Origin of the sequence: Viridibacillus sp. FSL E2-0187, from assembly GCF_038006425.1 — a bacterium.
GTDB lineage: Bacteria > Bacillota > Bacilli > Bacillales_A > Planococcaceae > Viridibacillus > Viridibacillus arvi.
The window spans coordinates 305,292-319,493 of sequence record NZ_JBBOVG010000001.1; the positions used below are offsets into that span (position 1 = coordinate 305,292).

A 14,202-nucleotide genomic window follows, 5' to 3' on the forward strand; every position below is an offset into this window, starting at 1 on the left:
TCTATACGTGCCTTATTTTTTTCGGAGGAATTTTTTTGGAGAAAAAACGTAAACTAAAACCGCGAGAAAATGTCGTATCTTTTATTCCAAATGGGGATTTTTATTATAATAAAGCATTACAAGCGTTAGATCGAGAGCAGTTTGAAAAGGCGCATAAATACTTACAAAGAGCAGCAGAACTTAGCCCTGAAGATTCACTTATACTTATGCAATATGGTGTCATTAAAATGGAGCTTGAACAGCATGATCATGCTTTAGAGCTATTGAGAAAAGCCCATTCTATTGATCCTGATGAACCGGAAATAGTATTGTTTTTAGCTGAAGTTTCTGCTCATCTAGGCATGTCAGATGAAGCGGGAAAATATGCAAAGCTTTATCTAGAGTTAGATCAACAAGGTGTTTATGCGGAAGAAGCGCTTGAAATTATTGATTTTTCTGAGCAAATGAAAGAGCAACCAACATCTGATGAACCGCAAGATTCAGAAGCTGTGTATTTACAAGAAAAAGCTCGCCGTATGATGGAAGAGGGAAATTTTAAAGAAGCTATTGAGCAATTTGAAGAGATTATTCAAGATAACCCAGATTTCTGGGCAGCCTATAATAATCTATCTCTTGCTTATTTTTATCTAGGAGAAGCTGAGCAAGCAAGAGCGTTATTGCATCAAGTGCTAAAAGGGAATTTTGGTAATTTACATGCCCTTTGTAATTTAACGGTCATGGCTTACTACGAAAAAAACAAAGAAGAATTGGAAGAGCTACTTGAGTTATTAGTAAAAATCCAACCATACTCGTTTGACCATCGTTATAAATTAGGGGCTACATTAGCTCTCGTTGGTCGTTATGAAGAAGCTTATAAATGGCTACGTAGTTTGCAAAAACGTGGATTTGAAGGCGATCCTGGATTTTACTTTTGGCTATCCCATGCAGCTTATTTCTCAGGTAGAAAAGCTGTTGGGAAAAGTGCTTGGAAAAAACTACTTGAAATCGATCCTGATAAAGATGGCTTTGAACCATGGGCACATGAAAGCCGTGTGACAAACCCAAATGCTATTGAGCAAAATCGTGAATTTATCGTTGAAAAACTTGAAAGTAAATACCGTAGTGATCGATTATTTGGTCTGTTTTTATTAGGTAAAACAATTCACAAGCAGGAAATTATTGCACATCCAGGTTGGATAGATGTTGATGAATATTCTTCGATGGAAAAGCTATTTCTAGCATATGCACTTGAGCATGAATTTGATGCACAGGATAAAAGTATTTTACCTTTTTTAAGAGCGATGGAAGCTTCAGATATTTTATATATGCAATCAATGCCTATCTCAATGCCTACCACATTTCTATTTCAAATGTGGTTCGTATTATGCGAAAGAGCGTTAGATGAAAATTATCAATTCAAGAATCCAAAGGCACTTGTAGCAGCAGCGGATTATATGTATAAATCCTCACGTACGAAAAGTGTTACTAAAAAGTCAGTTGCAGAAGCCTATGGGGTTACAACAACTACTTTAACGAAATATGTGAACGAATTAATACATTTTTTACCTGGATTCGATGCTTAAATGTCGAAACAGTAAGCAGAAATATTGAACGTACACCAGTTATCCTCTACCATGGATATTGAATATAATGAAATGCTTTATACAGATCTAGGAGGAACAGTTATGTCAGAAGAGAAAATTTATGATGTAGTTATTATCGGTGCAGGTCCAGCAGGAATGACTGCTGCAGTTTATACTTCACGTGGAAACCTATCTACATTAATGTTAGAACGCGGTATTCCAGGCGGACAAATGGCTAATACAGAAGAAGTTGAAAACTATCCAGGATTCGATTCTATTTTAGGACCTGAATTATCAACTAAAATGTTTGACCACGCGAAAAAATTCGGTGCTGAATACGCTTATGGCGATGTTACTGAAATAATCGATGGCGAAGAATTTAAAACAATTAAAGCAGGCTCTAAAGAATTTAAAACACGTGCCATCATTATTACAACTGGTGCTGAATACAAAAAAATGGGCGTACCTGGTGAAAAAGAACTTGGTGGGCGTGGCGTAAGTTATTGTGCAGTTTGTGACGGGGCATTCTTCAAAAATAAAAACCTAGTTGTTGTTGGTGGAGGGGACTCTGCTGTTGAAGAAGGAATTTACTTAACTCGCTTTGCGGAAAAAGTAACTATCGTTCACCGTCGTGATAAACTACGTGCTCAAAAAATCATTCAAGATCGTGCATTTGCTAACGATAAAATTGATTTCATTTGGAATAACACTGTTAAACAAGTGAACGAAGAAAATGGAAAAGTAGGTAGTGTAACACTTGTTTCTACGGTTGATGGTACAGAACAAGAATTTGCTGCTGATGGTGTATTCGTTTATATCGGTATGTTACCATTAACAAAACCATTTGAAGGTCTAGGTATCTTAAATGAAGCTGGTTATATCCCAACAAATGAAGAAATGGAAACATCTATTCCAGGTATCTTCGCTGCTGGTGACGTACGAGAAAAAACGTTAAGACAAATCGTAACGGCAACTGGTGATGGTAGTATCGCAGCTCAAGCAGTTCAACACTATGTTGAAATGTTAAAAGAAAAAATTAGTAATTAATTGCTGATTTTAACGTCTTCTTAACATAGCTGTAACTCATTTGCAATATAATAAAGGTATAGTTGTAAGTGCAATAACCCCCTATTAAGATAGATATATTGGTAAGGCTGTTTCGCGGTAATTTGCCGTTAGAAGCAGCCTCTTTTTTTATATAGAGGTTATATAGTTTCTTGGAAAAGGACTAGAATAGTGAAAACACGTGAAATCACTGTCCTTTCGTACATATTTTTGTACGCTAATGGTGTAACAATGTATAATAATGATTATAAGTTTACAATGATTTGGAGTGTCGTGTGTGCAGAGAATAGCAAATTTGATTGTTAGAAAAGATAACAAAGTTCTTTTACTAAAAAAACCACGACGAGGCTGGTATGTTGCGCCGGGTGGTAAAATAGAGAGTGGGGAGTCTATTTTTACAGCTGCTAACCGGGAATTCAGGGAAGAAACGGGGACAATCCCTTTAAACCCGCATTTAAAAGGTATATATACAATGGTGATAAAAAATGATCAAGATATTGTAAATGAGTGGATGCTCTTTACATTTGTAGCAGATGGCTTAGAAGGTACACCTTATGAAGATACAGTTGAAGGTGTCCTGGAATGGCATCCAATTGAAAGCTTGCACCATTTACCTATGGCTGAAGGAGATCGTACTAATTTATTGTTTGCTGTAAACGAAAAAGGCATGCAATATGGTACTTTTACTTATACAGAAGATTTTGAACTATTAAATGAAACAATTCAAATTTCAACTGAAGGAGATGGCATCAATGCCTAGCACTCAACCGGTTAACGAATTGATCATTATTACAGGGATGTCTGGCGCAGGAAAAACGGTCGTAATCCAAAGTTTTGAAGACTTAGGTTTTTACTGCATCGATAATTTACCACCTGCATTACTACCAACTTTCTTAACTCTAATGAAAGAGTCAAAAAAAGAATTTTCTCGTATTGCAGCTGTGATGGATTTGCGCGGTGGTGATTTCTTTTCATCATTAATTGATGCATTAGAGCAAATCGAGAAACAAGATTTAGTTGCAACAAAAATTTTGTTCTTAGATGCAGATAATGAAACTCTGGTGAGACGTTATAAAGAAACCCGCCGCTCACACCCACTTGCTCCTGCTGGTGGTTTGCCGCTAGAAGGGATCCATCATGAAAGAGAATTACTTGCTGAAGTGAAACAAAAAGCACAATTTATATATAATACATCAAGTATGAAACCTCGAGAGTTACGCGAACGAATAATTGCGCAATTTTCAGGTGTAAATTCTAGAAGGTTTACAGTCAATGTTATGTCATTCGGCTTTAAGCATGGCCTTCCAATTGACGCAGACTTAGTATTTGATGTACGTTTCTTACCGAATCCTTATTATGTGGAGAGTTTACGTCCTAAAACAGGATTAGAGAAGGACGTATCATCATATGTTCTAAAATATGATGAAGCACAGACATTAATAAAAAAACTAACGGATTTATTTGAATTTATGGTGCCTCTTTATAAAAAAGAGGGTAAAACACAACTCATTATTGCATTTGGTTGCACGGGGGGTCAGCATCGCTCTGTTACATTAGCCGAATATTTTGGTGATTATTTGAATAAAGATGTGCCAACGGTAATTACGCATCGCGATATTGCGAAAAGAAAGGGCTAATTCTATGGGGAAACGAAATACTCGTATCGTCATTCTCGGTGGAGGAACTGGATTATCAACTCTTTTACGAGGGTTGAAAAAGTTCCCGATTGATATAACTGCCATTGTGACGGTAGCGGATGATGGAGGAAGCTCGGGGAGATTAAGAGATGACTATGAAATACCGCCACCAGGTGATGTACGAAATGTCATCGCTGCACTATCTGAAGTCGAACCTCTGGTAGAAGAAATGTTCCAATATCGATTTTCAGCATCTGAAGATTTAAAGGGTCATTCTTTAGGCAACTTGATGTTAACCGCTCTAACTGAAATTACTGGCGATTTCTCGCATGCAATTCGAGAAATGAGTCGTGTCTTAAATGTGCACGGAAAAGTATTACCAGCAGCAAATCAAAGAATTACCCTTTTTGCTGAGCTAATTGATGGTACAATTGTTAAAGGTGAATCTAAAATTCCAACATTCAATACAGGCATCAAAAGAATTTTTTTATCGCCTGAGGATGTGAAACCGCTACCAGAATCTGTAAGTGCGATCAAGAAAGCGGATATTATTATTATAGGACCTGGAAGTTTATATACGAGTATTTTACCGAATCTGTTAGTAGATGATATTCAACAGGCCATTATTAGTGCTAAAGGGAAGAAAGTGTATATATGCAATCTCATGACGCAAGCAGGAGAAACACAAAACTTTGCAGCATCAGACCATGTAAAAGCATTATATGATCATGTAGGGCAACCTTTTATAGAAACTATATTAATTAATAGAGAAGAGGTACCAGCATCTGTAAGAGCGGCTTATAAAGAAGAAGAAGCAGAGCCGGTTTTTTTTGATGTTGGAGTATTAGAAAAAATGGGTATTCAAGTAGTGAAAAAAGAAATTGCTACTACTCATGATGGCGTTGTGCGTCATGAAGCCTCAAAGGTTGCTGAATGGTTAGTAGAGTATGCTCATTCTTTTAACAGTGACATAAAAATGATATAAAATCCGTTATTTTATATAAATTATGATAGAGAGGGGGATTAATATGTCATTTGCTTCAGAAACAAAAAAAGAATTAACGCAAGTTGAAGCAGGCGATACAGGCTTAAAAGCAGAATTATCTGCCCTCATCAGAATGAATGGCTCTCTGTCATTTGCAAACCGTCAACTTAGTCTTGATATTCAAACTGAAAATGCAGCAATCGCACGAAGAATCTATACAGTGATGAAGAGGTTCTATAGTTATAGAGTCGAGCTTCTTGTGCGAAAGAAAATGCGTTTAAAGAAGAATAATGTTTATATCTGCCGTGTGAGAGAAGGATCAAAAGAAATTTTAGAGGATTTAGAAATTGTGTCTGGGAACTTTTTGTTCAATCATACAATTTCAGAAGCTTTAGTCGATACAACAAGTAGTAAGCGTTCATATTTGAGAGGCGCATTTTTAGCTGGTGGCTCTGTCAATAATCCGGAAACTTCTGCGTATCATTTAGAAGTTTATTCGTTATATAAAGAGCATGGTGAGGCATTGGCCGATTTAATGAATAATTTTGATTTAAATGCTAAAACAATCGAAAGAAAAAAAGGATTTGTCACATACTTAAAAGAAGCTGAAAAAATTTCAGACTTTTTAAGTTTAGTAGGTGCACATCAAGCCATGATGAAATTTGAAGATGTGCGTATTGTACGTGATATGAGAAATAGCGTGAATCGACTTGTGAACTGTGAAACGGCCAATTTAAACAAAACGATTGGAGCAGCTGTTCGTCAAGTAGAAAATATCCGATATATCGATCATAGTATTGGAATTGATCAACTACCTGAGAAGCTTAGAGAGATTGCGCGATTACGTGTAGAATATCAAGAAGTGACTTTAAAAGAACTTGGTGAAATGGTATCAGCCGGTACTGTTAGTAAATCAGGTGTCAATCATCGCCTACGTAAAATTGATGATATTGCTGAATCATTGCGTAGAGGCGAAGCCGTTAAGCTTTAATGAAATGAAGATGCACGAATAATGAATATGTAAGTAATTATAGGAGGAGTAAAACGAATGGCAGAACAACAAGTAGAAGTAAAACTTAAATCAGGATTACAAGCAAGACAGGCAGCTTTGTTCGTACAAGAAGCAAATCGCTACTCTGCGGATGTATTTTTAACAAAAGATAATAAAAAAGTAAATGCTAAAAGTATTATGGGTATTATGAGTTTGGCTGTTGCAAAAGGGTCTACAGTTATTTTAACTGCAGATGGTGCTGATGAAGCACTTGCATTAGAAGGCCTAGTAAAACTAATTCAATCTGAGGATTAAATGAATAAAATATAAAAACCGCTATTCTCATCATACGAGAATAGCGGTTTTTTAGATATTTATTTAATTTCGTTACGTTCAAAAATTTGATCGATTAAACCATATTCTTTTGCACGCTCAGCTGTCATGAAGTTATCACGATCTGTGTCTTTTGCTATAACTTCGATTGGTTGACCTGTACGTTCAGATAAAATACTGTTTAGTTTTTCACGAAGGAATAAAATGCGTTTTGCAGCAATTTCAATTTCAGTCGCTTGACCTTGTGCACCACCAAGTGGTTGGTGAATCATAACTTCAGCATTCGGTAATGCAAAGCGTTTGCCTTTTTCACCAGCAGCAAGTAAGAAGGCACCCATAGATGCAGCCATACCGATACAAATTGTTTGTACATTTGGTTTGATGAATTGCATAGTATCATAGATTGCCATACCAGCTGTAATGCTACCACCAGGGCTGTTAATGTATATAGAGATATCTTTCTCTGGGTCTTCAGCTTCTAGGAATAAAAGTTGAGCAACAATAGCGTTTGCAACGTTGTCATCGATAGCGCTACCTAACATAATAATACGGTCTTTCAATAAGCGTGAGTAAATGTCATAAGCACGTTCACCGCGGTTTGTTTGTTCAATAACTGTAGGGATTAAGTTCATAAGAATATCCTCCTCAAAAGGTAAATTCAATTTTCCTGTATAAAAGCAATTTGCTTCTATTGTATCTTTATCATACACATTATGGTCAAGGAAGGTCAAATGATTCGAATCAAAATTCCTATGGTTGAATTGTTTTGGTTTCCTTTGTATAATAGAAAAGTCGCAATTGATGAATTGCCCTCGTAGTGTAATGGATAACACATAAGATTCCGGTTCTTAGGCTGGGGGTTCGATTCCCTCCGAGGGCGTATATAACTGCACTTCAAACATCTAGGTCGTTATTTAAATAGCGACCTAGATGTTTTTGTATGATGGGCTCCTGTAATGATAATATGCCCAAATCAATAGAATAATAAACTGTAATATAGAAATTAAAAGTCGCTTTTATATTGGAAAGCGACTTTTTGTGTTTAACTAATTACTATTTAATATGTCTAGGTTGTTATTTTGTTTTATAAATAGCCATAAAAGATTAGCAATTTCTTGGGCTTCTGCAGCATGTTTAGTACCTTTAAAGCTAGTGTTAAAGGGTGAAACAATTGCTTCAATTATATAGTATGGGATGGTTTCTTCCTGTAATGATTTAATAAGGCAGGTTGTATATTCTTTACCGGCTTGTAAATCATCTTCGATAAGACCTTCTAAAAATCCATTTAGTTGTTCAACTAAATATTCTTTCGTTACATATTTATGTTTGAAATTCTCATGTAAGTACTTTGCTAAATCGCAGCCTAGGAAATGCTCACCTTTCTCAATTTGAGCAGGTAAAATGGCGTCTAGCTGTTGAATGACATATTTTACAATCAGTACTGGGTCTAGAGAATCTTCACGAGTAATTTTCCAAATATGAAGCATGTGTTGTATCATACCGAAAGTTAGGATGGCAGCATCATAACAGTGTGGCTTTGATTCTTCTCCATAAATATCGACAATTCGTTTTGCGAGCCAATTTAATTCGTTTAGATGAAATCGCATTACTACTTCTTTAAGTTCTGGGTCACCTGAATGGAAAATCGATTCAAAGATAGGGATTAAATTTTGATCACGGTTTATTTGCATCAATACAGCAATTTGCTTAGCTAAAATGTTTTTATCTTTTGGATCCTGTCCTATAAGCATCTCGTGCTTGCGAACATCGGCTTCCTCGCGACCCTTTGCTATTATGGCGATTAAGCATTCGTTTTTTGAAGCAAAATAATTATAAAAAGTGCCTTTAGAAATATGCGATTCATCTAGAATGTCTTGGATGGAAGTATTTTGAAACCCTTTTTCGACGAAGAGCTTTTGAGAGGCAACGATAACTTGACGTTTACGATTGTTCATAAATTCACCTGTATTTTCAATTAGTGTACTATCATTCTAACTTGGAAACGCTTTAATATCAATGATTATAAAAAGGTGAAATTTTTTAGTTGAAAAAGTTGTACCATGAGTATAAAATAAATCAAGTAAACTTCTATATACGAAATATAATGAAAGTAGAGGATAATATATGAATAGTAACGCATTACAGAAAAAGCCACCTTACGCAATGATAGTAATCTTGTTTATAGGTGCTTTTGTTTCTTTTCTTAACAACACATTATTAAATGTGGCATTACCAACGATAATGAAGGAGTTTGATGTAGCGGCTTCTCAAGTTCAATGGTTATCAACAGGTTATATGCTTGTCGGAGGTATTCTAGTTCCAGCAAGTGCTTTCTTTATCACTCGATTTAAAAACCGTCATTTATTTATTACATCAATGACGTTGTTTTCTATAGGTACAGCGTTAGCTATATTCGCTCCAGAGTTCTGGGTACTTATTGCAGCTCGTATGATCCAAGCAGCGGGTGCAGCGGTATTAGGACCATTATTAATGAACGTTATGTTAACAAGTTTCCCAATTGAAAAACGTGGGTCTGTTATGGGTATCTTCGGTCTAGTAATGATTTCTGCTCCAGCTATCGGACCAACATTATCAGGATGGATTGTAGAGCACTATGATTGGCGTATGTTATTTGAAATCATCTTGCCTTTCGCAATTCTTGTATTATTGCTAGCAATCTTTAAACTAGGCAATGTAATGGAAACAAGAAAAGTAAGTCTAGATGTCTTTTCATTAATCTTGTCTACAATTGGATTTGGTTCTTTACTTTATGGCTTCAGTTCAGCTGGAGATAAAGGTTGGGATAGTCCAATCGTTTACGGTACAATTATTGTCGGTGTCTTAGGTGTTGCTGCATTTGTTATTAGACAGCTATTCTTAGAACAACCTTTACTAGATGTTAGAATCTACAAACACCCGATGTTTGCGCTATCTTCAGCGATTTCAATCGTTGTTTCTATGGCAATGTTCTCGGGTATGATTATTACACCAATTTATGTGCAAACAGTTCGTGGTATTTCGCCTTTAGATGCCGGATTATTAATGCTACCAGGTGCACTTGTAATGGGTATTATGTCACCAATTACAGGTAAGTTATTTGATAAATTTGGACCTAAAGCATTAGCTCTTACTGGGTTAACAATTACTACGATTGCAACTTACGAGTTAACAAAATTAACTGCTGATACGAGCTATGGTTACTTAATGTTTGCATATACAATTCGTATGTTCGGTATGTCTATGGTTATGATGCCGATTATGACAAATGGTTTAAACCAATTACCAATGAAGATGAATCCACATGGTACTGCCATGAATAATACGCTACAACAAGTTTCTGGCGCGATTGGTTCAGCTGTATTAATCACAATTATGACAAAGCATACAGCAACTCGTGCAAAAGAGATAGGTTTAGAAATGAAAGAAAAAATGGCTTCAGCTGCGCAATCGGGTAATGTACCAAGTGCTACAGAAATTGCTCAAATGAAAGCTCAAGTTGGTCAACAAGCGTTGATTGATGGTATTAATTTCTCATTCTTTGTAGCGATGTGTATTACGATAGTTGCGTTTATATTAGCACTATTCGTTAAACGTGTTAAGGTTGATGGAAAATCAATGAATCCAACTGAAAACACTCAAACTCAAGAACAAAAAGAAGAAGTTAAAGCATAATTAACAAAAGAAAAAGCCCAGTTATGACGTAAAGTCATAATTGGGCTTTTTTATTATTGTAGGCGGGTATTTGGAGCGGGGGCAAAAGCATTCAATAACTCTTGCATATCTTTTCCGTCTAATTGTGGAACTTGATAATATTTATGTTTGTTTTGATACAGAGATAATTCGTAAGCCATTTCGATACAGTTCGGTATTGAATCGGCTAGCACACGTCTTGTGACTGGGTTAGTTGTTTCGAGGGCAGTTGTTGCCTTACATGAAGCGAGTTGTTTATGCCCGCCTAGTAAGTAACCTGAAATCATTTCGTCATTCAGCTCAGAAGCATTGGACATTGGCTTTTTTGGTTGAGATGGTTCTAACCCGTAGATAAAATCATGGTTAAGCTTCATCTTATAGCTACCTGTCGGATGTGATGGATCACGTCCTCCTCTAAATGCCTCCACTGTAATATTGTACTCATCTAGGCTGAAGTTGTACTGGCGGTCTAAAATATCCAGTAATTCTGGGTCTTGTACGTGTGGACGCAAAAGTACGGCGTGATTAAGCATAGCAACTGTTTCAGATAATGTTTCGTGCATATCTAAAACTTCATGGCCACCATGGTTCATCATCGCCGACTGTGGTTTATACATATCACCGGATTCAGTTTGTCCAAATTGGTTATTAGTCAATTGTTTGGCCTCCTTAATGAAATAGCGTTTTTACCGCAATCGTAGTATGGAGTTAATGCAAAGCATTATACGGTAAAAATGAAACTTCCAAATGTTTGAAGCGTATAATAAGTCGTATGTTTTTTCATAACGAAGTAAGGGAAGAATAATTAAAAAATGAGGAGGTCATTCATTTGAAAAAGTTGGTCACACCCTTAATAATAATAGTCGTAATTATAGGTGTTTTAGCAATGATGATTGTACCGCGCTATAACAAGTTAGTGAATGCGGATGAGCAAGTGGATTCGAAGTATGCTCAAATTGAAAATCAATTACAAAGACGATTGGATTTAATACCTAATTTAGTTAATACAGTTAAAGGATATGCAAATCATGAAAAGGAGATTATGACGGACATCGCTGAATCTCGATCGAAATTAGCTGGGGCGAATACACCACAAGATCAAGCGATAGCAAATGATCAATTAACTGGTGCGTTAAATCGATTATTAGTTGTTGTAGAAAAGTATCCTGATTTAAAAGCAGATGCAAATTTCCGTCAACTGATGGATGAACTTTCTGGAACGGAAAATCGTATTGCTGTCGCGCGTGAGGATTATAATGAAGAAGTAAATAGTTATAATAAATTAAGAAGAGCATTTCCAGGGAACCTTATTGCAGGAATGTTCAATTTTGAGAAAAAAGAATATTTTAAAGCTAATCCTAATGCCAATGATGCTCCCGCAGTAGATTTTGGCGGAAATGATTCAAAATGAAAAAAATCACTCTTGTACTAGGTGTATTATTTACTGGGGTGTTCTTTTTTATAACTTCTGCAACGACTCAAGCCGCAACTTTACCCAAACCTGAGCAAGAAGGTTACGTGCAGGATTTCGCAAATGTTGTATCAAAAGACACAAAAGAAGAATTGAATGAGCTTTCCAAAAATCTAGAGCTTGCAACCGGTGCGCAAATTTATATTCTAACGGTAGATACTTTAGATGGTTTGGATGCAGCATCTTACGGTACAAAAATCGTGCGTTCATGGGGAATTGGTAGCGAAGAAAAAAATAATGGCGTGCTTATTTTAGCAAGTTTTGGTGACGCTGAAGGTGATCGGGATTTACATATTACTGTTGGTCAAGGTCTGGAAGGCGCATTACCTGATGCTAAAATCGGACGGATTTTAGATGAATATATGGTACCGAATTTAAAAGCCGGAAATTATGACGCAGCCTTTAGTTCTGCATATAAACTGATATATAATATCGTTGCAGAGGAATATAACTGGGATGGGACAGTAGATAATCCTGTAAAACCTGAAGAAGAAGGCTTATCGCCAATAACGATTGTTATCATCGTTATCCTTTTTTTGATCATATATAGTATTTTTTCAAAAGGTGGAGGTGGATCTGGTGGTTCACGAGGTCGCCGAAGACGTATGTATGATTATGGTGGCTGGGGGAGCTTTAATTCCGGTGGTCCTGGTAGAACTAGTGGCAGAAGTTTTGGAGGATTCAACGGTGGTGGAGGTTCATCAGCTGGTGGAGGAGCAGGGCGTAAATGGTAGATGAGGTGGTTTCGCAAAACATGCGGAACCATTTTTTATATTTGAGTTTTCGATTGGCATGGTCATCGCATAAACTTTATAATTGAGTTGGGGGTGTGAAGAAATGTCATTTCGCTTTGAGCAAACGCAAACGCAAATACAAAAGCTAGCATTAACGCAGGAAATGCGGCAATCACTAGATTTACTGCAATATTCTTCTGAAGAACTGCACGCTTTTCTACAAGAAAAACAAGTGGAAAATCCCTTTTTAAAAATAAAAATAAAATCATCAAAGAATCAGCAGGCTAAAGATTGGGTTGAATGGACGGCATCAGCAGAATCAGATTCAATTCAAAGTTCTATTATGGATCAGTTATTAAACGAATCCTTATCTCCTGAATGTAAAAAAGCTATCAACTGGTTAATTAATGATTTTGATGATTTTGGCTTCTTAACTAGTACAGATGAAGAATATTCTAAATGGCTTGGTCTAAATATTACGACTATAAAACAAGCTAGACAATACATATTACAGTGTGAACCAACTGGCATTGGCGCATGCTCAATGTCACAATGTTTATTATTACAAGCAGAAAAAGGGCAAATGGATGAAGTAGTTTGCAATATTTTATCTAGTTACTACACATTATTTATTGAGAAAAGGTGGCAGGAGTTAGGGCGTGTTTCCAATTATTCTTTAAAACAAATTCAACAAGCTGCGGATGCAATTGGTACGTTGAATCCATCACCTATAGATTATTTAAGAACACCTAAAACAGAATATATAATTTCAGAAGCAGACGTTTTTATGGAAAATGGTAAATTGTTAATTAGATATACAAAAGAAGCATTTCCTTCTGTAGAGTTAGATGAAGAGTATGTTAAGCAAATCCAAGGAGATCAAGAATCACTTGCTTATATTAATGGGATGAAGGAACAGGTACGTGTTATAGATAAACAATTATTACAAAGAAAAGAAACTCTGCGTCTCGTCATTCAAGAAATCGTTAAAAAGCAATCAGTATTTTTTTCAAAAGGATATGACGCCATTGTTCCATACACAATGACAGAATTAGCTACAAAGTTAGAGTTACATGAGTCGACGATTAGTAGGACAATTAAAGAAAAATATATTCATACTGCATTGGGTACATTACCATTACGTAGATTCTTTTCACAACGGTCAACGATGATTAAGGACGAAGATGTTTCTGTAGATCGTGTCAAAACACAGTTACAACAATTAATTCAAGCTGAAGATAAAACAAAGCCATTATCGGATCAAACAATAAAAAGTTTGCTCGAGCAGCAAGGTTTGGTATTATCAAGACGTGTCATAGCGAAGTACCGGGAGCAATTGGGTATACTTGCTTCGACGAAACGAAAAAGGTTTGAGTAATGAGGTGAGTAGATGAACATTAAATATTATAGTCGTCCGGGTTGTGGGCTTTGTGAAGAAGGGATAGAACTATTAAAGATAGTACAAGAAGATGTTGCATTTACAATAGAAGAAATTAATATTGAAACAGATGATGCGCTACATGAGAAATTTATGTTAATGATTCCGGTGGTTGAAAAGAACGGAGAAATTGTTCAATATGGATTACTTGATTATGTGACTTTATTAGAGGGATTAGCTATTGACGAGGGGTAGCTCCCCTCTTTTTTCTTAAAAAAAATAATTTATAATTCACTTTTTAGTTGCGAATTTTGAACTGCAATTGTATACTATGGGCATGAAATAAATTTTTTTAC

15 protein-coding genes and 1 tRNA gene are annotated in these 14,202 nt (G+C 36.1%); 13 read left to right on the forward strand and 3 right to left on the reverse strand.

All coding sequences use genetic code 11. From position 1 onward, the window contains the following. Positions 1-35: 35 nt before the first annotated feature. From MHH85_RS01405 to MHH85_RS01435, 7 genes are all read left to right on the forward strand, one after another. Positions 36-1,562 (forward strand): tetratricopeptide repeat protein, encoded by a 1,527-nt coding sequence (locus MHH85_RS01405; RefSeq protein ID WP_193740902.1) that lies wholly within the window; start codon positions 36-38, stop codon positions 1,560-1,562. 102 nt (positions 1,563-1,664) lie between these two features. Continuing rightward, complete coding sequence (trxB, locus tag MHH85_RS01410) at positions 1,665-2,609, forward strand: thioredoxin-disulfide reductase (RefSeq protein ID WP_193741067.1); 945 nt, start codon at positions 1,665-1,667, stop codon at positions 2,607-2,609. 295 nt (positions 2,610-2,904) lie between these two features. Further along, a complete protein-coding gene (locus MHH85_RS01415) occupies positions 2,905-3,387 on the forward strand; it encodes an NUDIX domain-containing protein (protein ID WP_053418704.1) in 483 nt (160 codons plus the stop codon). Next, positions 3,380-4,264 carry an RNase adapter RapZ gene (gene rapZ, locus MHH85_RS01420; RefSeq protein ID WP_193740901.1) on the forward strand — a complete coding sequence of 295 codons (885 nt, stop codon included), beginning with the start codon at positions 3,380-3,382 and terminating at the stop codon, positions 4,262-4,264. Before MHH85_RS01415 ends, rapZ begins: the two co-directional genes overlap by 8 nt. Positions 4,265-4,268: 4 nt before the next feature. After that, positions 4,269-5,249, forward strand: a complete 981-nt coding sequence (locus MHH85_RS01425; protein ID WP_340705736.1) for a gluconeogenesis factor YvcK family protein — start codon at positions 4,269-4,271, stop codon at positions 5,247-5,249. A gap of 43 nt (positions 5,250-5,292) precedes the next feature. Further along, positions 5,293-6,240, forward strand: a complete 948-nt coding sequence (gene whiA, locus MHH85_RS01430) for a DNA-binding protein WhiA (protein ID WP_193740899.1) — start codon at positions 5,293-5,295, stop codon at positions 6,238-6,240. A 57-nt stretch (positions 6,241-6,297) separates the two neighbouring features. Further along, positions 6,298-6,555: an HPr family phosphocarrier protein gene (locus MHH85_RS01435; RefSeq protein WP_053418700.1), complete on the forward strand. Its 258-nt coding sequence runs from the start codon at positions 6,298-6,300 to the stop codon at positions 6,553-6,555. 59 nt (positions 6,556-6,614) lie between these two features. On the opposite strand, the gene clpP is transcribed toward MHH85_RS01435, so the two are convergent. After that, entirely contained in the window at positions 6,615-7,205 is a 591-nt protein-coding gene (gene clpP / locus MHH85_RS01440; protein WP_038188848.1) for an ATP-dependent Clp endopeptidase proteolytic subunit ClpP, read from the reverse strand. Between the two features lie 176 nt (positions 7,206-7,381). Here clpP and MHH85_RS01445 point away from each other — a divergent pair. Next, a tRNA-Arg gene (locus MHH85_RS01445) sits at positions 7,382-7,453 on the forward strand. A gap of 166 nt (positions 7,454-7,619) precedes the next feature. On the opposite strand, the gene MHH85_RS01450 is transcribed toward MHH85_RS01445, so the two are convergent. Further along, positions 7,620-8,528, reverse strand: coding sequence for a TetR/AcrR family transcriptional regulator (locus tag MHH85_RS01450; RefSeq protein ID WP_193740898.1), 909 nt, complete (start codon positions 8,526-8,528; stop codon positions 7,620-7,622). 169 nt (positions 8,529-8,697) lie between these two features. Between MHH85_RS01450 and MHH85_RS01455 the strand changes: the two genes are divergently transcribed. Then, positions 8,698-10,245, forward strand: a complete 1,548-nt coding sequence (locus MHH85_RS01455) for a DHA2 family efflux MFS transporter permease subunit (protein ID WP_340705737.1) — start codon at positions 8,698-8,700, stop codon at positions 10,243-10,245. Positions 10,246-10,298: 53 nt separating this feature from the next. Here the strand turns inward: MHH85_RS01455 and MHH85_RS01460 are convergent, their stop codons facing one another. After that, the gene (locus tag MHH85_RS01460) at positions 10,299-10,919 is read right to left on the reverse strand and encodes a spore coat protein (protein ID WP_445684099.1); all 621 of its coding nucleotides are present in this window, start codon (positions 10,917-10,919) and stop codon (positions 10,299-10,301) included. A gap of 173 nt (positions 10,920-11,092) precedes the next feature. On the opposite strand from MHH85_RS01460, the gene MHH85_RS01465 reads away from it, so the two are divergent. The 4 genes from MHH85_RS01465 (at position 11,093) to MHH85_RS01480 (ending at position 14,101) form a co-directional block, all read left to right on the forward strand. Next, complete coding sequence (locus MHH85_RS01465) at positions 11,093-11,674, forward strand: LemA family protein (RefSeq protein WP_193740896.1); 582 nt, start codon at positions 11,093-11,095, stop codon at positions 11,672-11,674. Further along, a complete protein-coding gene (locus MHH85_RS01470; protein ID WP_340705738.1) occupies positions 11,671-12,468 on the forward strand; it encodes a TPM domain-containing protein in 798 nt (265 codons plus the stop codon). The genes MHH85_RS01465 and MHH85_RS01470 overlap by 4 nt, the downstream gene beginning before the upstream one ends. 103 nt (positions 12,469-12,571) lie before the next feature. Beyond that, complete coding sequence (gene rpoN / locus MHH85_RS01475) at positions 12,572-13,846, forward strand: RNA polymerase factor sigma-54 (protein WP_340705739.1); 1,275 nt, start codon at positions 12,572-12,574, stop codon at positions 13,844-13,846. A 12-nt stretch (positions 13,847-13,858) separates the two neighbouring features. Further along, positions 13,859-14,101 carry a glutaredoxin family protein gene (locus MHH85_RS01480; RefSeq protein WP_340705740.1) on the forward strand — a complete coding sequence of 81 codons (243 nt, stop codon included), beginning with the start codon at positions 13,859-13,861 and terminating at the stop codon, positions 14,099-14,101. Positions 14,102-14,202 lie beyond the last annotated feature (101 nt).